21 protein-coding genes and 1 tRNA gene are annotated in these 20,622 nt (G+C 35.5%); 9 read left to right on the plus strand and 13 right to left on the minus strand.

All coding sequences use genetic code 11. The features are described from left to right. Positions 1-2: 2 nt before the first annotated feature. Positions 3-368 carry a DUF4345 domain-containing protein gene (locus ICG50_RS04725; protein ID WP_187659770.1) on the plus strand — a complete coding sequence of 122 codons (366 nt, stop codon included), beginning with the start codon at positions 3-5 and terminating at the stop codon, positions 366-368. Here ICG50_RS04725 and ICG50_RS04730 read toward each other — a convergent pair. From ICG50_RS04730 to ICG50_RS04750, 5 genes are all read right to left on the minus strand, one after another. Then, on the minus strand, positions 361-864 hold the full coding sequence (locus tag ICG50_RS04730; protein WP_187659771.1) for a DoxX family protein: 504 nt from the start codon (positions 862-864) through the stop codon (positions 361-363). The two genes, ICG50_RS04725 and ICG50_RS04730, sit on opposite strands and share 8 nt — an antisense overlap. Positions 865-871: 7 nt before the next feature. After that, positions 872-1,228, minus strand: coding sequence for a hypothetical protein (locus tag ICG50_RS04735; protein WP_187659772.1), 357 nt, complete (start codon positions 1,226-1,228; stop codon positions 872-874). 151 nt (positions 1,229-1,379) lie between these two features. Next, positions 1,380-2,495 carry a helix-turn-helix domain-containing protein gene (locus ICG50_RS04740; protein ID WP_246448718.1) on the minus strand — a complete coding sequence of 372 codons (1,116 nt, stop codon included), beginning with the start codon at positions 2,493-2,495 and terminating at the stop codon, positions 1,380-1,382. A 119-nt stretch (positions 2,496-2,614) separates the two neighbouring features. Next, entirely contained in the window at positions 2,615-3,766 is a 1,152-nt protein-coding gene (locus tag ICG50_RS04745; protein WP_187659774.1) for a peptidogalycan biosysnthesis protein, read from the minus strand. 56 nt (positions 3,767-3,822) lie between these two features. Beyond that, positions 3,823-4,311, minus strand: a complete 489-nt coding sequence (locus tag ICG50_RS04750; protein WP_187659775.1) for a DUF1761 domain-containing protein — start codon at positions 4,309-4,311, stop codon at positions 3,823-3,825. A gap of 214 nt (positions 4,312-4,525) precedes the next feature. Here ICG50_RS04750 and ICG50_RS04755 point away from each other — a divergent pair, with 214 nt between their 5' ends. Beyond that, positions 4,526-5,380 carry a leucine-rich repeat domain-containing protein gene (locus ICG50_RS04755; RefSeq protein WP_187659776.1) on the plus strand — a complete coding sequence of 285 codons (855 nt, stop codon included), beginning with the start codon at positions 4,526-4,528 and terminating at the stop codon, positions 5,378-5,380. 67 nt (positions 5,381-5,447) lie between these two features. Here the strand turns inward: ICG50_RS04755 and ICG50_RS04760 are convergent, their stop codons facing one another. Together ICG50_RS04760 and ICG50_RS04765 are read right to left on the minus strand one after the other, a co-directional pair. Next, positions 5,448-5,894 (minus strand): KTSC domain-containing protein, encoded by a 447-nt coding sequence (locus ICG50_RS04760; RefSeq protein WP_187659777.1) that lies wholly within the window; start codon positions 5,892-5,894, stop codon positions 5,448-5,450. Between the two features lie 62 nt (positions 5,895-5,956). Beyond that, positions 5,957-6,029, minus strand: a tRNA-Met gene (locus ICG50_RS04765). Between the two features lie 116 nt (positions 6,030-6,145). Between ICG50_RS04765 and era the strand changes: the two genes are divergently transcribed. Then, the gene (era, locus tag ICG50_RS04770; RefSeq protein WP_187659778.1) at positions 6,146-7,030 is read left to right on the plus strand and encodes a GTPase Era; all 885 of its coding nucleotides are present in this window, start codon (positions 6,146-6,148) and stop codon (positions 7,028-7,030) included. Here the strand turns inward: era and ICG50_RS04775 are convergent, their stop codons facing one another. After that, positions 7,031-7,540, minus strand: a complete 510-nt coding sequence (locus tag ICG50_RS04775; protein ID WP_187659779.1) for a hypothetical protein — start codon at positions 7,538-7,540, stop codon at positions 7,031-7,033. It abuts the gene before it with no gap. 97 nt (positions 7,541-7,637) lie between these two features. On the opposite strand from ICG50_RS04775, the gene der reads away from it, so the two are divergent. Together der and ICG50_RS04785 are read left to right on the plus strand one after the other, a co-directional pair. Further along, positions 7,638-8,948, plus strand: a complete 1,311-nt coding sequence (gene der / locus ICG50_RS04780; protein WP_187659780.1) for a ribosome biogenesis GTPase Der — start codon at positions 7,638-7,640, stop codon at positions 8,946-8,948. A 142-nt stretch (positions 8,949-9,090) separates the two neighbouring features. Further along, positions 9,091-11,865 (plus strand): outer membrane beta-barrel protein, encoded by a 2,775-nt coding sequence (locus ICG50_RS04785; RefSeq protein ID WP_187659781.1) that lies wholly within the window; start codon positions 9,091-9,093, stop codon positions 11,863-11,865. A gap of 79 nt (positions 11,866-11,944) precedes the next feature. Here the strand turns inward: ICG50_RS04785 and ICG50_RS04790 are convergent, their stop codons facing one another. From ICG50_RS04790 to ICG50_RS04810, 5 genes are all read right to left on the minus strand, one after another. Further along, positions 11,945-12,748, minus strand: a complete 804-nt coding sequence (locus ICG50_RS04790) for a TPM domain-containing protein (RefSeq protein WP_187659782.1) — start codon at positions 12,746-12,748, stop codon at positions 11,945-11,947. Next, positions 12,745-13,185, minus strand: a complete 441-nt coding sequence (locus ICG50_RS04795) for a TPM domain-containing protein (RefSeq protein WP_187659783.1) — start codon at positions 13,183-13,185, stop codon at positions 12,745-12,747. Before ICG50_RS04795 ends, ICG50_RS04790 begins: the two co-directional genes overlap by 4 nt. A 9-nt stretch (positions 13,186-13,194) precedes the next feature. Then, positions 13,195-13,788, minus strand: coding sequence for a LemA family protein (locus ICG50_RS04800; protein ID WP_187659784.1), 594 nt, complete (start codon positions 13,786-13,788; stop codon positions 13,195-13,197). Positions 13,789-13,853: 65 nt separating this feature from the next. Further along, on the minus strand, positions 13,854-14,186 hold the full coding sequence (locus ICG50_RS04805; RefSeq protein ID WP_187659785.1) for a MerR family transcriptional regulator: 333 nt from the start codon (positions 14,184-14,186) through the stop codon (positions 13,854-13,856). A 36-nt stretch (positions 14,187-14,222) separates the two neighbouring features. Continuing rightward, entirely contained in the window at positions 14,223-15,203 is a 981-nt protein-coding gene (locus tag ICG50_RS04810; protein WP_187659786.1) for a M23 family metallopeptidase, read from the minus strand. 235 nt (positions 15,204-15,438) lie between these two features. Between ICG50_RS04810 and alaS the strand changes: the two genes are divergently transcribed. The 4 genes from alaS (at position 15,439) to ICG50_RS04830 (ending at position 20,601) form a co-directional block, all read left to right on the plus strand. Continuing rightward, positions 15,439-18,075 carry an alanine--tRNA ligase gene (alaS, locus tag ICG50_RS04815; RefSeq protein WP_187659787.1) on the plus strand — a complete coding sequence of 879 codons (2,637 nt, stop codon included), beginning with the start codon at positions 15,439-15,441 and terminating at the stop codon, positions 18,073-18,075. Positions 18,076-18,284: 209 nt separating this feature from the next. Next, positions 18,285-19,079, plus strand: coding sequence for a hypothetical protein (locus tag ICG50_RS04820; protein WP_187659788.1), 795 nt, complete (start codon positions 18,285-18,287; stop codon positions 19,077-19,079). 132 nt (positions 19,080-19,211) lie between these two features. After that, positions 19,212-20,153 (plus strand): GSCFA domain-containing protein, encoded by a 942-nt coding sequence (locus tag ICG50_RS04825; RefSeq protein ID WP_187659789.1) that lies wholly within the window; start codon positions 19,212-19,214, stop codon positions 20,151-20,153. A 76-nt stretch (positions 20,154-20,229) separates the two neighbouring features. Next, a complete protein-coding gene (locus ICG50_RS04830) occupies positions 20,230-20,601 on the plus strand; it encodes a hypothetical protein (RefSeq protein WP_187659790.1) in 372 nt (123 codons plus the stop codon). The last annotated feature ends 21 nt before the right edge of the window (positions 20,602-20,622 follow it).

A 20,622-nucleotide genomic window follows, 5' to 3' on the forward strand; every position in this document is an offset into this window, starting at 1 on the left:
TCATGAAAAATTTACACCTGATTATTTCAATAATTGTTGTAATTCCGGTAGGTTGTATATACGGATTTTATCCAGATTTTCTTTTTGAAGTTACTCTAAATTCCATAGACGAAGCTAATATTTTCAAAGCTATCATGGGATTGTATCTGGGATTTTCTATTCTTTGGATACTCGGAATTTTAAAGCCGAGTTTGTGGAAAGTTGCCACAGTTTCCAATATCATTTTTATGTTAGGTTTAGCTTTTGGGCGAATTTTTTCTATCATTTTTGACGGAATTCCAACAACTATTTTTGTATTAGGAATTATTGGTGAATTGGCACTTGGATTTTATGCTTTAATACAATTACAAAAAAAGAACTCTAATTAGAGCTCTTCTTTTGTAATTGCATAAAATAGTCCAAACTAAGTTTTCCACTTCCAAATCCAAAAATTATGAGGAAGCAAAAGAAGTATAATTGCTGAAAATACATTCCAGTGATAAATTCCGGATTGTCATACCAAATAAAAGAGATTACAAAAAATTGAAATGCCAATTGCAATGCACTAATCCTAGTAAATAAACCAAATATAATAAGCAAGCCACCAATAAATTCTCCATAGGTTGCAGCATAAGCCCAAAATGTTGGACTAGGGAAGTTAAAACCAATTTCACCAACTTGCTTCACAAACCATTCGGGAACTCCAAAGGCAAGATTTGCCCAATCCTCTGTGCCTTTTTCGTCAATTTTATGAAATACCTTTGATAATCCTGCTCCAAAAGCAATAGTGAAACCAACATGAATTCGGAAGAGTAAATAAATAATTTCTATATAAATTTCGTTTGAATTTATTGAACCGGTAAAAAAAGAAAGAATTTTTTTCATAATTATTTTAATTTTTATAACCCATTGATAATCCTGTGTCGCCAGAAACCTGTAAAGCTACCGAAGCCTCTTGATTAGACTTGTTTTCTATAACTAGTGCTGTATTGCTCTCCACTTTTACAGTGACTGATTCTTCTGGTTTCACTACTATTGGTGAATGTGTTCCACCATTTATTGGTGCCATAAAAACTCTCAAATCTTGGTTGCAAACATTTTTTAGTTTTACTTTAAAACTGCCATGTTCGTTGTTACCCAATATAAAACTATCATTGGGTTGAATGATGGTGTTTGATGTTAATGATCCAAATACACTACAAGAGGTAACGATAAGTGTTAAAAAAAGTGTTGCCATTGATGTTCTCATTTTATTGTTTTTTAATGAAACCTATAATTTGGTTTCTGATTATTTGATTAGGCAAAGATGGAGCAAGGCAAAACGCTAAACGCTTCAAATTATGATTTGAAACCTTTTTGTATTAAAATAAATTATTTGATACTTATTAAAAAAGAAGAAATTAAGATTTGACACTTCTTAGAAAATCTTTTGGCGATAGCCCGGTGTTTTTTTTGAAAGCCCTATTAAATGTAGCTTTTGAATTGAAACCGCTGTCAAATGCAATGCCGAGTATGGTTGATTTTTTATGGTCACCTGCGTCAAATGCCTTTTTAACGGCATCTATTCGGTATTGGTTGATAAAGTCATTAAAGTTCAACCCAAAACCTTGATTGACTGCTTTGGAAATTACTGAGGCATTGGTTTCTAATGTTTTGGCCAAATCGGTTAGTGTCAGCTCCGGATTTTGATAGAGTTTTTTCTCAGCAATCAGGTTTTCTATTTTGCTTTTCCAAATGGTGGTTTCCGGTGATTCTTGTTGGTGAAATGTTTCGTGTTCAATATCGATAATCACTTCTTCACTCTTGTTGGGTTGCAAGAGCAAAGCCGGTTGATTGGGAAAAACCGATATTTCAAACGGAATTTTGGTAATAATTGGATTTGAATATCCGGTAATAGCGATGTAATACATGATAATAGAAAAGAACAAAAAGAACCACCAAGTACCGGTATAGGAATCTATTTCAGGATAAAAAAGGCTAACAATGTCTAATACGATAGGTAGCGATAGCATTACCAAAAAAGCATAGAGATAGGTTTTGATCCATTTAAAAAGAACGTTATCTGCATAACTCACTACCTGATACATCAATTTTCGATACAAATTGTAGTAGCGAATTGATGCGATAAAATAAATCATCATTGAAATCAAACCTATGTTTTGGTACCAACTTTCAAAATCCTTGTCTAATCCGTCTTTGTAGAAGAAGTAGTCTTTAAAAATAAATTTGTCATAAATCCATAATCCTAAGATATAGACCAGGTAAGCGATGCTGGGAATAAAATGTATAAAGTTTTTTCGAGTCCATCTAAACGAAGGATTGAGTAAACTCTGGGTGTAAAAATAAATAACAGGACCAATCAACAATAAATGTTGAAAAGGTGTATAAAAAAGAATATCTCGATAGGGTTGATTGTCATACCAACCGGCAAATCCTAACATCCAAGGTGCAATATACAGGCTGCATAAAAAAATAAACAAACTCAGCCAATAATTGGATTTACTTTCCGTAATCATGGCCTTTTTGAGTAGTAATAGGCAGTATATGATTCCTTGAGAAAAGGTAATTAGAAGTAAAGAAGAGTAAAAGCCAAATTGAAAAAGCATAAATCAAATTTGGATAAAGATAATAAAGTTTAGTTTTCTTTGAAAGGATGTCGTTGTTGCCAAACCAAAGTTGGCTCAAGTTGCGGGAATATTTTCGCCATGAACTTATTAACCCATTTATTCGTGTGGTATATAAATCCCGACATCAGAATGGGTTTAGCACCAATAGAACTCTTAATTTCCAAAGCCGTTCTTCCGAAGATAATCTTCTCGAATTGGTTTTCGATGCCAAATTTGGTCATGTTGTAAAGCATATTCAAATACAACATTTTTTCTTTTTGAATTTGGTCATCATAGCCTAAGAAATAGGTTTCCAAAACAGTACCGTTTAAAAGCAGCGTGTGAAAGCCGACTAGCTTTTCGTCTAAAAAATAACCCACCAATTTAAATCGGTCACCACATTGTTTTTTAAAAGTAGAGAAATGATTTTTGGCTAAAAAGAAAGTATTAAAAGGCGCATTTTTAGCCACATGATGATACAATTCGTAAATGCGTTCTTCCTGCTGTGTGATTTCTTCCCACGACAATTCTTTGGTGGTAATTCCTGCTGCTTTTTTGTGCGAACGCTTGTATTGGTCACGGTATTTTTTAGAGAAAGCAGCAATGTAATCTTCTTGTTTTTGCCAGTTCTTTTGCAATTCAAAAATCATGTTAGGCTGGGTATTGAACTCATAGATGTTAGTGAACTGATGCTTTTTCAGTTCCTCAGCGCAATGTTGGTAGAAATCTTTAAAGGAAACAATATGGATTTTAATTTTTTGTTCTTTAAAATATTGGGTTATAGCATTGGCACATTCTAAAAGTAAATCACTGATGTCTTTATAGTCAATGGTTTTAATGAATTCGTAACCATTTTGTCCCGTAATCATATTGTTGCCAAGGAATAAAACGTGAGAAGCAAAATTTTTAAACACAAAATTCCGAACATAGGTTTTCAAACATCGGTCTCTTTCTCCAAAGGATTCCAGTTTGTTCAGATTTAGGTATTGCGCTAAGGCAACTCCAATAAGTTCTGCTTTTTCGAATATGCCTATATAAAAGCACTCCATATTAGTTGGTGCCGAATTTTCGAGCACTTTTAAATAATGGGTTTGCAAAAAAACATTCTCTTGCGCAACTTTATCCCAAGTATCAGGAAGTTGAGCTGTTGAAGTGTAAATTTTAAATGAAGGTGTATCCAAAGTAAAAAAAATCGCTCCACAAATGTAGAGCGATTGAGTTATAAATAAATGTTAAACTATTTCCATCCGCAGATTATAGCTCCCATGATTGTCATCGAAACAATCCAATACCCGGAAGTCACTAGGATGTATTTCCAAGATTTTTGTTCAAATAAGGAATTGATGGCAGTGGTTGGTAGCGCAATAAATACTCCGAAAAAGAAACCGTGTAAGGCTCCGTGTTTGTATGTTCGGAAGGCATCACCGTAATCGGCCATAAACGCCGCGTAAGAAGGTTTGGCTGTTTCTATGAAATCGGGACCACCAATCATTCCAATCGCTCCGATTTGATGTATTACCATACTTGATAAAATAAAGGATAACATGAATGAATAAAAAATAGTTAAACCAAAAACTTTTAACATGTTGGATTGTTTGGCTTTTTCTTCGGTCATTCCGGTTTCATTCATCCAAATGGTTCCGAAAACTTTTGGATTGTACCAGACAAATCCAACCAAGAGTGTAACTAATGTTGAGACTAAAACTGCGTAAATGTTAAATGGCATAATGTTAGTTTTAATGGGTTAGTATTTCAAATGTATAAAATATTTTTCAAACAGATTTTAAACTTAAAAAAGGTTGTTGATTGTTAAAATTTAGTAATTTTTGTAAGATAAATATATTAAAATTTAAACACATAATGTATTTCATCGATTATATTTGTTTTTAAACGACCTTTCTTATAGTTTTACATCGTCATTAACCTCAAATCTAAATGATATGAAATCTATTTTTACTTATGTAGCGGTGCTTTTGGTTTCGACCTCAGTATTTGCAGAGATATCTTCAACAGAGAAAAATGCTTTGATCAAATTATACAAAGCAACTAAAGGTTCAAATTGGACCAACAAATGGGATTTAAAATCGCCTACCACATCTTGGTATGGTGTAGAAATCAAAAACGATAAAGTAATCGGAATCAAACTGATGAATAACAACCTTGTAGGTGAATTGCCAACTGAAATTGGTGACTTAACTTCATTGGAAGTTTTGAATTTATTCAGAAATGATATTTCAGGAGTATTGCCTGAATCTATAGGTAATTTAAAAAGTTTGACTAAATTGAATGTTGCTTTCAACAAAGTAACCGGTGCCTTGCCTGAAACTATAGGAAACGCTATTCAATTGAAATCAATTGAAATGCACATGAACAGATTAACCGGTGTTTTGCCTGTTAGTATTGGAACTTTAACCAGTCTTGAAACACTTTCTTTATTCAACAATGAGATTGAAGGTTCAATTCCAATGTCTTATTATCAGTTAAAATCACTAAAAGTATTATTGTTAAATAGCAATAGATTGACCGGTAAATTAGAAAAAGAAGTGTCAAACTTATCTTCTTTAGAGACTTTGAGTTTGTTTGAAAACAGAATTGAAGGTCAAGTGCCATTCGATTTAGAGAAATTACAAAACTTAAAAGAGATGAATATTTCTTATAATATGTTCAATGGTTTTGTTTCAAGAAATTTAGCCAAATTGGATACTTTAAACATGACAATGGTCAATGAGCAAGGTGTTGCTACTACTTTGAAAGTAAGTATTGATAAAAACTCAGCGTTTGCTGCAGATGAATAATATGTTTTGTGTTGGTTGTTTAATTAAGAAAAGGTCTCAATATTTAATTGAGACCTTTTTTTATAACTTATTCTGCGGCAACTAATTTCGTAGTGCTTCTGTAAATGTATTCGTTGTAAATGTGTCTTCTGGCAAAACGACTTGGCGATTCTGCATTCACCATTTTAATATAAATAGGTCTAAGAACACCAAAGTATTCAAAAGAATTCCCGTCTAAGAAGGTGATGTACAAAACACTATTCTCATAATAAAAATCCGCAATATTTGTGCTTGTGGTGATTCGAGTGTATTCTGCTTTGTCTTTTTCCAAAGTTTCCGGTGCAATACTTACCAAGAAATGATAAGCAGCAATAATCTCTTTACTTTTTTCTTCAGCTGCCAAACGCTCTGTATCATCTGATATTGCATCAGGATGAGAATCTTTCATGCTGTTTCTGTAAATTGTCTTTAACTCCTTAAGAGTTGCTGTCTTTGTAACGCCAAGTAACGCTCTGTACTCGACAATTTTTTTCATGTTCATATGGGTGCTTTTTTCTAAAAAAAGAAAGCCACTCTTTTCAGAATGGCTTCTCTTCGTAGCGGGAACAGGACTCGAACCTGTGACCTTCGGGTTATGAGCCCGACGAGCTGCCTACTGCTCTATCCCGCGATGTTTCAAGTGCAAATATACAACGAATATCAATAAATGCAACAAAAAAGGTAAAAAATCTTTATTTCTTCTATTGAACTGATATGACTACCTTTGCAAAAAATAAATTAGAGTAGATGTCGCACAAAGCAGGATTCGTAAATATTATTGGCAACCCAAACGTTGGAAAATCAACTTTAATGAATGCCTTTGTTGGGGAAAGATTGTCTATCATAACTTCCAAAGCACAAACCACTCGTCACCGAATTTTAGGTATTGTGAACGGAGAAGATTTTCAGGTTGTCTTATCAGACACACCGGGAATTATCAAACCGGCTTACGAAATGCAAAAATCGATGATGGACTTTGTGAAATCGGCTTTCGAAGATGCTGATGTGTTAATTTATATGGTCGAAATAGGAGAGAAAGAACTTAAAGACGAAGACTTTTTCAATAAAATTATTCATTCTAAAATTCCAGTGTTATTGTTGTTAAACAAAATCGACAAATCCAACCAAGAAGAATTGGAAGAACAAATAGAGTTGTGGAAAGCCAAAGTGCCTAATGCCGAAATTTTTCCAATATCAGCGTTAGAAAATTTCAATGTAAAAGAAGTTTTTGCCCGAATTCTAGACTTGCTTCCGGTATCACCGCCTTATTATCCAAAAGATGCTTTAACCGATAAGCCGGAGCGTTTCTTCGTCAACGAAACCATTCGTGAAAAAATCTTATTAAACTACGATAAAGAGATTCCATATGCTGTAGAAATTGAAACCGAAGAATTTTTAGAAGACGAAAAGATTATCCGAATTCGTTCCGTAATCATGGTCGAGCGAGATACGCAAAAAGGAATCATCATTGGTCACAAAGGCGCAGCTTTAAAGAAAGTCGGGATGCAGTCTCGCGAAGATTTAGAGAAGTTTTTCGGGAAGCAAATCCACATCGAATTGTACGTAAAAGTCAATAAAGACTGGAGAAGTAATGCATACCAATTGCGTCGTTTTGGTTACAACCAAAAATAATTACTCTTTAATAACGTCCAAAAAAACAGCTTCAAGTTCGTCCATCTGAGTGTGGCCTTTCTCGCGAATTTGTCGGGCAATAACATAAAGTAGAAACCAAATAATTACCATGATAAACATCACGATGAAATCCATAAGCATGGGTTCATTCAGCGTGTAATTGGAATAAGCGAACATGCCGAATAAGGTAAAAACTCCGGCAACCACGAAATGTAGAAACATAAACATAGTCCAAAGGGTTTGATCCGGGCCAAACAATCCTCTGATGTGGGTTGCATTTTTTTCATCGCCTTCTTTTTCTTCCAATTCAATACTTAAATGCGGTGACCAATAATGTCTTTTTTCTCTCGAAAAAGTAAACTGGACATGGTTGTTTCTCACTTTCATTAAGAAATCGGGTGAGTTGTTTTTATGTCTGTAAGTCACAAATTTCTCTCGGACTTCCGTTATGTTTTGTTCGAGGTCTTTATAAAACCGAGGGCGAAGTCTAACCTCATGTTCCGTGTCCATAAAAACAGTTTTTAGGATGTTAATACCATACTAAAAGTAATAAAATAATTGAATTTGTGCTCTTTAATACTACCTTTGCACCATATTTAAAATGATTATGAACAATATTGTAGCCATAGTTGGAAGACCAAATGTAGGGAAATCGACTTTTTTTAACCGTTTAATCAAAAGAAGAGAAGCCATCGTTGACTCGGTTAGCGGTGTAACTCGTGATAGAAATTACGGTAAAAGCGAATGGAATGGAAAAGAGTTTTCAGTAATTGATACCGGTGGTTATATCAAAGGTTCCGATGATATTTTTGAAGGAGAAATTCGCCGTCAGGTAGAATTGGCTATTGACGAAGCCGATGCGATTATTTTCGTTGTCGATGTAGAAGAAGGTATTACACCTATGGATGCCGAGGTCGCCAAATTGTTGCGAAAAGTTACTAAACCAATTCTTTTAGCTGTAAACAAAGTAGACAATGCGATGCGTGAAAAAGACGCTATCGAATTTTATAATTTAGGGTTAGGCGAATATTTCACCATTGCCAGTATCAGCGGAAGTGGAACCGGAGAATTGTTAGACAAATTAGTCGAAGTATTACCTGAATTACCGGAAGTTTCTGAAGATGAGGAGCAACTACCTAGATTTTGCGTAGTTGGTCGTCCTAATGCCGGAAAATCTTCTTTCATCAATGCGTTAATTGGTGAAGATAGATTCGTTGTAACCGATATCGCCGGAACAACAAGAGATTCAATCGATACAAGATATAATCGTTTTGGGTTCGAATTTAACTTGGTCGATACCGCCGGAATTCGTAGAAAAGCCAAAGTAAAAGAGGATTTAGAATTTTACTCTGTAATGCGTTCGGTGCGTGCGATTGAGCATTCGGATGTTTGTATTCTTTTAATTGATGCTACCCGCGGTTTTGAAGGACAAGACCAAAGTATTTTTTGGCTGGCCGAAAAGAACCGTAAAGGCGTAATCATTTTGGTAAACAAATGGGATTTGGTTGAAAAAGATACCATGTCAACGCGTGATTACGAAGCTAAAATCCGTGAAGAATTACAGCCTTTTACCGATGTGCCGATTATTTTTACTTCAGCAATAACCAAACAACGTTTGTTAAAAGCCTTGGAAGAAACCGTAAAAGTTTACGAAAACAGGAAGCAACGTATTCCAACTTCAAAGTTTAACGACTTTATGTTGAAATTAATAGAAGCCTATCCACCGCCGGCTTTGAAAGGAAAATATGTAAAGATTAAATACTGTATGCAATTGCCAACACCAACACCTCAGTTTGTGTTTTTTGCCAATTTACCCCAATACGTAAAAGAACCCTATAAGCGTTTCTTAGAAAATAAAATACGTGAAAACTGGGATTTCTCAGGGGTACCGATTGATATTTACATCAGAGAAAAGTAAAAAAAAGGGAGTTTCAGACAATACTAATAAATTAGCGTTATCTGTAAATGTTAAATGTTTCGTAAGAAATTTTCACATTACATACTAAAATAAGAATTTAGCCGTTATTAATCTTTCTAACTTAATAACCGCTAAATTTTTTATGCCAAAATCTCTCCGTTTATTCTTAGCACTTTTTATTACTTCCATCACATTTGCACAATCAACAATCTCTCTTAAAGGAAAAGTGATTGACGAAACGACCAAATTACCTATTGAATCCGCTACCGTTTATTTGACCGCTGTCAAAGACTCTTCAGTGGTTGATTATACCATTACCAACAAAACGGGTAACTTTAACTTCAAAATAAAAAAATCAGACAAACCGGTTTTACTAAAGGTTTCCTATGTAAGTTATCAGGATTTTAAAGAAGATAAAGTCGACTTAAATACCGATAAAGATTTTGGAACAATTGCCTTGAAAGAGGCAGTCAATGCGCTTAATGAAGTGGTTATAAAATCTGAAATTCCACCTATCAGAATTAAAAAAGATACTTTAGAATTCAATGCCGCTTCGTTTAAAGTAGGTGCCGATGCTAATGTAGAAGCCTTACTCAAACAATTACCCGGAGTAGAGATTACACCCGAAGGCAAAATCACCGTTAATGGTCAAGAGGTAAACAATATACTAGTCAATGGAAAACCTTTCTTTGGGAAAGACGGCAAAATTGCCACACAAAACCTTCCTGCGGAAATCATTGATAAAGTCCAAGTGGTAGACACCAAAACCAAAGCTGAAGAAATTTCAGGGGAAGCTTCCGGTTCTCAAGAAAAAACCATCAATTTAACGATACAAGAAGATAAAAATAAAGGTCTCTTCGGGAAAGTCGTCGCCGGACAAGGATCGGACAAACGGTATGAATCGAGTTTGTTGCTCAATTATTTTAAAGGCGAACAAAAAGTCAGTGTTTTAGCGTCTTCCAATAACATCAATTCTATAGGTTTTTCTATGGATGAGGTTTTTGACAATATGGGTGGCGGAAGAAATTCATCGGTTTTTTATAACGATGATGGAAGTTTTGGCATTAATAATATGTCATTTGGTGGCAATCGTGGGATAACCCGGTCCAATATGGTTGGAGTTAATTACCAAGACAAATGGTTGAAAAAAATTGACCAAAGTGGGAGTTATTATTTTTCCAATGCGGAAACAGAAAATGCCAGTCGAACGGATAGAATTAACCTATTGCCGGAAGGAAGAACGTTTACTAATTCGAATGCAATCACAAAAAATGGTAGTAATGGGCATAATCTCGATTTAGATTTTGAAATCAAAATAGATTCCTTATCCTCTATTTATATCAATCCAAGTTTTCAGAGAAACAAAAGCTATAGCCAATCTTCTAGAAACCAAATCACTACCAACGAAGCTTTGGATGAATTGAACAACAGTACTAATGAAGATTACAGCGATAATGAATTTACAAATTTTGGAACCGATGTCAGTTTTAGTAAACGTTTTTTAAAGAAAAACCGAGGAATGTCACTTAATTTAGAGTCGGAATTTCAGAGAAGAAATGATTTTGTCAATACCAATTCAGCCACACTTTTTGCCGATGCCACACCGGATGATATCAGGAATCAGAACCGATTTGAAAAAGACAACAATGATTTTGTAAAATTAGAAGCAAGATTTGGGGAACCTTTAACCGATTCACTTCGATTGAGTTTGACTTCAGAAGTTACGTATCGAAAAGTGAGTAATAGCCTGAATACTTTTGATTTTGACGGTGCCAATTATACTGATTTTAATGATTTACAATCCAATGGAACGTCTTCAAAAGCAACTACTTTTTTTCCTTCTACCGGATTGATAATAGGCAAAGCTAAAACCAATGGTAGAATTAACTTCGGACCTGAATTTGTGACTTTTGATGCCCGTTCAAATTATTTAGGATTGATAACCAACAGAAATAAAAACTATGTTTTCCCAAGAGTGAAAGGATACATCAGTCATCGTATGGGCAAATCAAAATCAATTTATTCTTTTTATGATTATGGTGTTCAATTGCCACAAGCCAATCAGGTTTTGCCGGTGGAGAATCTGTCAAATCCCTTGAGCACTTTTGTGGGGAATGAGAATCTTCGACCAACACAAAAACACAATTTATACTTTAGTTTTAACGATTATGATTATCAGTCGCGTTCCGGTTATTATGTTTATTCCGGGTTTGATTTGAGTCGGGACGCTGTAGTTTCTTCCACTGTTTTTGATGATAATTTTAAGTCGACAACGACCTACCAAAATGTGGATATGGTTTACAATTCCTATTTAGGAGTTAATTGGAATAAGTCTTATAAAAAGGAAAAGCGAACCTTGCGTTTTGGTGCCGGAATTAATTTCAATTACAATTCTAATAAAGGGTTGACCAATGCAGTAGCTTTTGAGTCTAAAGCATTACAAATTAATCCGAGAGTCAATTTGACTTGGAGCATAGACGAATTGGTAACTGTTTCACCAAGCTATCGCTATACTTTGAATACTACCGATTTTAAAAACTATGTGATTGATAAAGCACAAAATTTTATCCACAATGCCAAATTAGAAATCACATCCTATGTCCCAAAGCATTTTGTAATTGGAAGTGATTTTGGTTACACTTATAATTCAAACATTGCCGATGGTTTTAAGAAAGATTTCTATTTATGGAATGTGAGTTTAGGCTATAATTTCTTTAAAGACCAATTTTTAGCCAAAGTAAAAGTTTACGATTTATTAGACCAAAATCAAAATGCAACGCGTACCATTACACCAACAGCCATTGTTGATGCAGAAAATACCGTTTTAAGACGTTACGTCATGTTCTCACTAACGTATAAACTCGAAAAGTTTGGCGGAAAGAAAAAAGGGGAAGGCGGAATAATGATAATGGATTAAATAAAAAACACGGTCTCGCTATTTGACGAGACCGTGTTTTTTTATACCTGTTTATTGCGATTGAATACTGCAACTGAAATTACCAGCCGCCACTTGCGCCACCGCCGGAGAATCCACCGCCGCCAAATCCACCACCAAATCCACCACCACCAGAAGATCCACCGCCAAAGCTACCGCCTCCAAATCCACCACCGCCACGACCAAGACTGCTTAGGATAATAATATCCGCCAAATCAAAGCCACCGCCACGATTGCCGTGATTTCCACCACCGCCATTGCCTTTGTTCTTAGCAATGATAAAGATTATAACAATGATTATAATTATGATTGGTAAAATGGGAAATCCTCCATTTTTTTTATTGGTTTTTCTTTCCCCTTTGTATTTGCCTTTGACCGCTTCAATAATAGTATCAGTACCTTTGCTTAAGCCATTATAATAGCTGCCGGCTTTGAATTCCGGTGTAATCACATTTCTTATGATTTCGCCACAAATTCCAGCAGTAAGTCTGTCTTCTAATCCATAACCCGGACGAATACTTATTTTTCTATCGTTTTTTGAAACTAAAATGAATACACCATTGTCTTCTTTTGCTTGGCCAATACCCCAATTTTGTGCCCAATTAGTAGAAACTACATCAATGCTTTCGCCTTTTAAATCTTCTATGGTAACAACAACAATTTGAGTCGAAGTAGAATCTGAATACCTAACAAGATTTTCCTCAAGTTGAATCTTTTCTTGAGGACTTAATAACTTGGCATAGTCATATACTGAAGTTTGTAAATCAGGTTTTTTAGGAATGTCCAATTGTGCAAAACCAATTTGGGAAACCAAAAGACAAACGGCGAGTTTAAGGAAAACGGGAATAGTTATGTTATATTTCATTCTCCTTTTGATATTTCGTTTGATAATTCATTGGTATCACCCTCTTGATAAGGAAAGTATTTTTGAAGTTGTTCACCGGCTCTTAAAATACCGTCAATTAAACCTTGTTTATAATGACCTTCCTTAAAGTTTTTGGCCATAACATCACGCGTACAATCCCAAAAGTCATCCGGAACCAAATCGTTAATGCCTTTGTCGCCACAGATTACAAAGTGTTTGTCTTTGACGGCTAAATAAATTAGAACACCGTTTTTCAATTCGGTTTCATCCATTTTTAACAAATGGAAAACTTCCATCGCCCGTTTGAACGAGTCAATGGAAGTATGTTTTTCAATGTGTACTCTAATTTCACCGGAAGTATTTTTTTCGGCCACGCGAATAGCTTCAACAATCTCTTGCTCTTCTTCTTGGGTTAAAAAATCTTCTACTTTAGACATGTTACTTAATTAGAATTTTACTTCTACCGGTTTTTCAGCACCTTCAACAGCTTGGAAATAAGCTTTTTCTTTAAAGCCAAAAAGTCCGGCAAAAATGCTGTTAGGGAATGTTTTGATATGGGTATTGTAGGGCTTAACTGCTTCGTTGAATCGTGTTCGAGAAGTTAAAATTTGGTTTTCAGTACTCGCCAATTCATCTTGTAATTTTAAGAAATTCTGGTTTGCTTTTAAATCCGGATAGGCTTCAACAGTTACTAATAATCTTGATAGTGCCGACGAAACACCTGACTGAGCAGAGTTAAAAGCGGCGAGTTGTTCAGGTGAGATATTAGTTGGGTCAACCGTTATAGATGTTGCCTTTGCTCTTGCTTCGATAACTGCAGTTAAAGTTCCTTTTTCAAATTCAGCTGCACCTTTTACTGTGTTTACTAAATTACCAATTAAATCATTTCTTCTTTGGTATGACGTGTTTACGTTACCCCAAGCTTCATTTATGGTTTGTTCATAACCAACTGCCGTATTATTAATTCCTTTAACCCAGCTGTAAATTCCAATAATTACAACTGCTCCAATAATCCAAGGTAAAAATTTTTTAAAATCCATGTTTGTTTTTAATTTAAGGTTTGTTATTAGTTTTTAAATTGCTTTGATTGTTACAAAAACCAAACCTAAAGTTGGTTTTTAATGTTTAATAATTGGGCTTTTACCGTTTCCAATTTGCTGATGATTTCAAATTTGTCCAAAGTTTTCTTTTGGCCTTCTTTTAAATGCGTTCTCGCTCCGTCAAGTGTAAAGCCACGTTCTTTAACCAAATGGTAAATGAGTTGCAAGTTCTTAACATCTTCAGGCGTGAACATTCGGTTGCCTTTGGCGTTTTTCTTGGGTTTCAGGATATCAAATTCCTTGTCCCAAAAACGAATCAACGAAGCATTCACATTAAAAGCTTTAGCCACTTCGCCTATGCTGTAATATCTTTTCCCTTCTTTTAACTCTATATGCATAGTGTTTTTGTTTTGCTATGTTTATAAAACCTGAACTTAGTCAAGCGATTGATTCTCCTGATTCGCCAGTTTTGAAATAACCGTGTATTCCGCTGCTGAAATATTTCCGTAATAAAAATTAATAGGGTTTACTACTTTCCCGTCTTTGTGTACTTCATAATGCAAATGGGGTGCTTCACTTCGGCCGGTGCTTCCAACATAACCAATAATGTCACCACGTTTTACACGTTGCCCGCGTTTGACTTTGTATTTGCTCAAATGCGCATACAACGTTAAGTAACCGTAGCCGTGACTGATTTCAATATGATTGCCAAAACCAGATTTCGAGTTGTCTGCACTTTTGACTACTCCGTCACCAGTAGCAAAAATCGGTGTTCCTGTCTTTGCAGTGAAATCCATTCCTTCGTGCATTTTACGCACTTTGGTAAACGGGTCACTACGATAGCCAAAACCGGAAGCGATTCTTTTCATTTGCTCATTTTTCACCGGTTGTATCGCCGGAATCGCCGAGAGTAATTTGTTCTTTTCTTTCGCCAATTTTAAAATTTCATCTAAAGATTTCGACTGAATGGCTAATTCTTTAGCTATAACATCCACTCTTTTTGAGGTGTTTATTACCAGTTCCGAATTGTCAAAACCTTCCAGTTCTTTATATCGATTTACACCACCAAAACCTGCTTTTCGTTGTTCTGCCGGAATGGGTGACGTATTAAAATAAGCTCGGTAAATATTATTGTCTCTTTCTTCAACATCAGCCAAAACTTCTTCCACTTGGTCTATTTTTTTATTCAAAATGGAATAACGCAACTTCATCGTCTCAATTTCACGGGCTTGCAATCGGTCTTTAGGCGTCTCTAAATAGGAACTATTTAATAAAATTACAAAACACAAAAAGCCAAACAATCCTGATGCGAGTAAAAACAACCCGATGTAACCCAATTTTTTGGATAATTTCGGCTTAATTTTTCGGTAAGCCAAACTTTCGGTATCGAAATAATACTTTACTTTTTTCGCCATCTTTTATTTTATACTATTTTTGTGCTTGTTTTAAGAAAACAATGGTTATACGAACAAATTTAACAAATGTTTCAGTCAAAGCCTAAATTTATTTTAGGAGCGAAACTTTGGAGCAATTGCTAAACCATTTTCCCGCTTTCTGCACTACGCGGTAGTGCCGCCAATCGGGGCTAAACAGTAAATCATTTTTTTAAAATCAAAGTAGTCTAAAGATCTAAACATCTAACCATCTAAAATGAAATCACAAGACATTCGAAAAGCGTATTTACAATTCTTTGAAAGCAAAGGACACTTAATCGTTCCTTCGGCTCCAATCGTTTTAAAAGACGATCCAACCCTGATGTTCAACAACTCGGGAATGGCGCAATTCAAAGAATACTTTTTAGGAAATGGTACGCCTAAAAGCAAACGTATCGCCGATACGCAAAAATGTCTTCGTGTATCCGGAAAACACAACGATTTGGAAGATGTAGGATTCGATACGTATCATCACACCATGTTCGAAATGTTGGGCAACTGGTCATTCGGCGATTACTTCAAAAAAGAAGCGCTGGATTGGGCGTGGGAATTCTTGACCGAAGTGTTAAAATTAGACAAAGACCGTTTATACGTTTCCGTTTTCGAAGGCAATCCTGCAGAGAATGTACCTTTCGACCAAGAAGCTTGGGACATTTGGAAACAATACGTTTCAGAAGACCGAATTATTCTTGGTAATAAAAAAGATAACTTCTGGGAAATGGGTGACCAAGGTCCGTGTGGTCCGTGTTCGGAAATCCATATCGATTTAAGAACGGATGCCGAAAGAGCGGCCGTTTCAGGAAGAAGTTTGGTAAATGCCGATCATCCGCAAGTAGTGGAAATTTGGAACAACGTTTTCATGGAATTCAACCGTAAGGCTGATGGTTCTTTGGAAAAATTACCGGCACAACACGTTGATACCGGAATGGGATTCGAACGTTTGTGTATGGCGATGCAAAACGTAACGTCAAACTACGACACCGATGTTTTCACACCGCTGATTGCCAAAATAGAAGAAATCACAGGATTAAAATACACTTCGAATGAAGTAAAAAACATAAGCGAGGAACAAAACAAAACCAATATCGCGATTCGCGTAATTGTTGACCACGTTCGCGCCGTAGCGTTCGCTATTGCCGACGGACAATTGCCATCGAATACTGGCGCCGGTTATGTAATCCGAAGAATTTTGCGTCGTGCGATTCGTTATGGCTTTACGTTTTTGAATACCAAAGAACCTTTCATCAACAAATTAGTGGAAGTTTTAGCCAATCAAATGGGTGAATTCTTCCCTGAAATTAAATCCCAACAACAATTGGTGACCAACGTAATCCGTGAAGAAGAAGCTTCTTTCTTGAGAACGTTAGACCAAGGTTTACAGTTGTTGGAAAATGTTGTAGCACAAAACAAAGGAACGGAAGTTCCGGGCGCGAAAGCGTTCGAATTATATGATACTTTCGGTTTTCCAAAAGATTTAACAGCTCTGATTCTGAAAGAAAAAGGCATGTCGTTTAACGAAAGTGAATTCGATGCAGCCATGCAAGAACAAAAAAACCGTTCACGTGCCGCTTCGGAAGTATCAACAGAAGATTGGTCGGTTTTAATTCCGGGTAACGTGGAAACCTTTGTAGGTTATGACCAAACGGAAAACGAAGTAAAAATCACCCGTATCCGTAAAGTAGACAGTAAAAAAGACGGTATTTTATACCAAATCGTTTTAGATAACACACCACTCTATCCGGAAGGCGGAGGACAAGTGGGCGACAAAGGAACTTTGGTTTCAGCCAATGAAACTATTGACATCATTGACACCAAAAAAGAAAACAACCTGATTTTGCATTTCGCCAAACAATTGCCCGAAAATGTAAATGCAGCTTTTGTGGCGAAAGTTAATACCGATTTGAGAACCTCGACTTCCAAAAATCACTCGGCTACACATTTGATGCATTTGGCTTTGAGAAACATTTTGGGAACACATGTGGAGCAAAAAGGATCATTGGTTAATCCAAACTATTTGCGTTTTGACTTTTCACATTTTAGTAAAGTTACCGATGAAGAATTGCGTCAGGTAGAGGCAAGTGTAAACGCTCAAATTGAAGCCCAATTGCAATTGGCAGAATACAGAAATATTCCGATTCAAGAAGCTTTGGCTAAAGGCGCGATGGCTTTGTTTGGAGAAAAATACGGAGATAGTGTTCGCATGATTGAATTCGGCGACAGTAAAGAATTGTGCGGTGGAATTCACGTGAAAAATACCGCTGACATCTGGCATTTCAAAATTGTATCAGAAGGCGCTGTAGCCGCCGGAATTCGTCGTATTGAAGCAATAACAGGCGATGCGGTGAAAGATTTCTTTACACAACAAGAAAACGCTTTGGCTACGATTAAAGAAACCTTGAAAAATCCACAAGATACTATCAAAGCGGTTGTTTCTTTGCAAGAAGACAATGCCAAGCTGAAAAAGCAAATCGAGCAATTATTAAAAGAAAAAGCCAAAAACCTAAAAGGGGAATTGGCTTCACAAATACAAGAAATTAACGGTGTGAAATTCTTAGCGACTCAAGTCGATTTAAATCCGGAAGGTGCTAAAGATTTGGCTTATGAACTGGGAACTTTGGGAACCAATTTATTCCTAGTTTTAGCCACTGCCGAGGAAGATAAACCAATGTTGACTTGCTACATTTCCAAAGAATTAGTAGCCGAGAAAAACCTGAATGCAGGAACAGTGGTTCGCGAATTAGGGAAATACATTCAAGGTGGCGGTGGCGGACAACCGTTTTTTGCCACAGCCGGAGGAAAGAATGTCGGAGGAATCAAAGAAGCCTTAGCAAAAGCAGTTGACTTTATTAAATAATAGATAGCGCTAATACACTAAACCCTTTTAATTGATTGATTAAAAGGGTTTTATTTTTATCGATAAACGGTTCAATCAGATTAAAAATCTGCAGAATAACAGATTTATTGACAGTATGTCGAAAATTTTTTCCCCAAGAGAATGGCTTGTATACATTTGACTTGTAATTCAATACCGCCCCGTATTTTTTTACAACTAAATCTTAACCTATGAAAAAAGCTATTCAGTTCCTTTTTGTTTCCCTTTTAATTTTAACGTTTGCTTCTTGCTCATCAGATGATAATAATCAGCCAGATAGCAGTGTAGTTTTGTTAAAAAAGATGGATTCTGACGTGCTTGGATATCACGCAACCTATAATTTCGATTATAACGGAAGAAAATTAACTAGGGTAAATTATGAAAAGCATACGCCTTCTATGCAAACTGGTTATGATAAATATTACTACACAGGTGATTTAATTACAGAAATTAGAACTTTTAACGGTAGCAACCAAAGTATATTCAGTACATTTTTTACTTACAATGCCAATAATCAATTGGAGCAAGTTGTTAAATTGAATTTACTAAATAGTACAGGAACAAAAACGGTCTTTACTTACAATGCAAACGGAACAGTTGATACATTAAATTACACAGGTTCTTTGCAAGCTCAAACAGTGCTTTCTGAAGTTAGTGAGAAATTTTTTATTGAAAATAACAATATTGTAAAAATTGAATTTTTTGGTTCAACCACTCAAACCGCAATGGATTTTGAGTATGATACTGCAAATAACCCGATGAGCAATGTTGTTGGTATGGATAAAATTAAATTACACACTTACGACAGTGATGGTAAATTTGGGGTTACCGGAAATTTAAAAAATGTAATCACTCACTTCGCAACAGTTGAAAGTTCACAAGTTGATTTCGAATTGGTTTACAACGATAAAAATTACCCGGTTTCAAGTTATTCTACAGAAACTTCTCCAGGACCTTATCACTTTAATTTTGAATATTACAAATAATTAAGATCAAACACTATATTCAAACCGAAAGCCCTTTCACCTGTCAATGAAAGGGTTTTTAATTTTGTACTATTTCGTACTTTTGACCCGAGCGTCAGCGAACTGACGAAGTAAACATATCAAAATACAAAGATGAATTTTACCACCAAAGTTCCGGTTGCTACTTATGCTTATCCAATAGATTACAGCTCTAAGTTATTATCACTTGGTTCTTGTTTTGCTGAGAATATGGGGGATAAGTTAGATTATTTTAAATTCCAGGTCAAAACCAATCCGTTTGGAATAATATTCAATCCGGTGTCGATAGATAGGTTAGTCGATAGAGTAATCAATCAAAGATTATTTACGGAATCCGATATTTTCTTTCACAACGATTTGTGGCATTGTTATGAAGTGCATTCTGAGTTAAGTCATCCTGATAAAGATACGTTTTTAGAGAAACTAAATGCCGTAATCAAAACAATGAATCACCAATTAAACAAATCCACTCATATTATCATAACATACGGAACGTCTTGGGTTTACCGATTAAATTCGACAAAAGAAATTGTCGCCAATTGCCATAAAGTACCTCAAAAGGAATTCACCAAAGAAATTCTATCGCCCGAAATCATTCAGCAAACCATCCAAAACACTATTGATTTAATCCGAAAAGTCAATCCCGATTGCCGTTTCATCTTCACCATTTCTCCGGTACGTCATATCAAAGACGGTTTTAAAGAAAACCAAAGAAGCAAAGCACATTTGATTACTGCCATTCACCATTCACCATTTGCAATTCATAATTATTTTCCCAGCTATGAAATTATGATGGATGAACTCCGCGACTATCGTTTTTATAATGATGATTTGTTGCATCCCAGTCAAGTTGCCATCGATTATATTTGGATACGTTTTTTTGAGCATTATGTTGATTCAAAATGTTTCGACACTATGCAAGAAGTTTGCAACATTCAAAAAGGTCTTACTCATCGCCCATTTAATCCTGATTCTTCAGCTCATAAGCAGTTTTTGGTAGTACTTAAAGAGAAGATTGTCAGACTACAAGCAAAATATCCACACTTTCAGTTTTAACAAAATACGACATTTGCCGTATTTTCTTCCTTAGTATTTAGGGCTAGGTTTGTTCTGTATTTAACAACCTAAAACCATGAAAACAATTAAGGTATTCCTAGTATTCACATTTTTAATGTTGTCTGCTCAAAATGTTTTGGCCCAAAAACCGGTATTGACCGATGAAGAAGTTGTCGCCGATACCGTAACCAAAGAAATTGATGAGGTTTTCCAATCAGAGGAATTTCTCAAAAAGAAAAACAAAAAATTTGCTGAAGTCAAAGGGACAATGGTCGTTGACATTGGCGTTATACAAAATGGCAAGGTGTCTACCTTCTTCAAAGTAGACAGCGACATCAAGAATATTGATTTTATCAACTTCATGTCAAGCTATATTCTCGATCACAAATTCAAATTTAAACTGCAAAAACAACAGCGATATAAAATTCGATACACTGTTACTTTTTAACCCTAACAATAAAAACAATAA

The sequence above is a fragment of the Flavobacterium buctense genome (genome assembly GCF_014486695.1).
GTDB lineage: Bacteria > Bacteroidota > Bacteroidia > Flavobacteriales > Flavobacteriaceae > Flavobacterium > Flavobacterium buctense.

Bases quoted from the DNA above. Each gene is read 5' to 3' on its own strand.
- ICG50_RS04820 (WP_187659788.1), top strand. From the start codon at position 18,285: ATGAAAAAAGCTATTCAGTTCCTTTTTGTTTCCCTTTTAATTTTAACG.
- ICG50_RS04750 (WP_187659775.1), bottom strand. From the start codon at position 4,311: ATGCCATTTAACATTTACGCAGTTTTAGTCTCAACATTAGTTACACTC.
- era (WP_187659778.1), top strand. From the start codon at position 6,146: ATGTCGCACAAAGCAGGATTCGTAAATATTATTGGCAACCCAAACGTT.
- der (WP_187659780.1), top strand. From the start codon at position 7,638: ATGAACAATATTGTAGCCATAGTTGGAAGACCAAATGTAGGGAAATCG.
- ICG50_RS04740 (WP_246448718.1), bottom strand. From the start codon at position 2,495: ATGATTACGGAAAGTAAATCCAATTATTGGCTGAGTTTGTTTATTTTT.
- ICG50_RS04735 (WP_187659772.1), bottom strand. From the start codon at position 1,228: ATGAGAACATCAATGGCAACACTTTTTTTAACACTTATCGTTACCTCT.
- ICG50_RS04725 (WP_187659770.1), top strand. From the start codon at position 3: ATGAAAAATTTACACCTGATTATTTCAATAATTGTTGTAATTCCGGTA.
- ICG50_RS04785 (WP_187659781.1), top strand. From the start codon at position 9,091: ATGCCAAAATCTCTCCGTTTATTCTTAGCACTTTTTATTACTTCCATC.
- ICG50_RS04755 (WP_187659776.1), top strand. From the start codon at position 4,526: ATGAAATCTATTTTTACTTATGTAGCGGTGCTTTTGGTTTCGACCTCA.
- ICG50_RS04800 (WP_187659784.1), bottom strand. From the start codon at position 13,788: ATGGATTTTAAAAAATTTTTACCTTGGATTATTGGAGCAGTTGTAATT.
- ICG50_RS04825 (WP_187659789.1), top strand. From the start codon at position 19,212: ATGAATTTTACCACCAAAGTTCCGGTTGCTACTTATGCTTATCCAATA.
- ICG50_RS04790 (WP_187659782.1), bottom strand. From the start codon at position 12,748: ATGAAATATAACATAACTATTCCCGTTTTCCTTAAACTCGCCGTTTGT.
- ICG50_RS04775 (WP_187659779.1), bottom strand. From the start codon at position 7,540: ATGGACACGGAACATGAGGTTAGACTTCGCCCTCGGTTTTATAAAGAC.
- ICG50_RS04730 (WP_187659771.1), bottom strand. From the start codon at position 864: ATGAAAAAAATTCTTTCTTTTTTTACCGGTTCAATAAATTCAAACGAA.
- ICG50_RS04760 (WP_187659777.1), bottom strand. From the start codon at position 5,894: ATGAAAAAAATTGTCGAGTACAGAGCGTTACTTGGCGTTACAAAGACA.
- ICG50_RS04805 (WP_187659785.1), bottom strand. From the start codon at position 14,186: ATGCATATAGAGTTAAAAGAAGGGAAAAGATATTACAGCATAGGCGAA.
- alaS (WP_187659787.1), top strand. From the start codon at position 15,439: ATGAAATCACAAGACATTCGAAAAGCGTATTTACAATTCTTTGAAAGC.
- ICG50_RS04795 (WP_187659783.1), bottom strand. From the start codon at position 13,185: ATGTCTAAAGTAGAAGATTTTTTAACCCAAGAAGAAGAGCAAGAGATT.
- ICG50_RS04830 (WP_187659790.1), top strand. From the start codon at position 20,230: ATGAAAACAATTAAGGTATTCCTAGTATTCACATTTTTAATGTTGTCT.
- ICG50_RS04810 (WP_187659786.1), bottom strand. From the start codon at position 15,203: ATGGCGAAAAAAGTAAAGTATTATTTCGATACCGAAAGTTTGGCTTAC.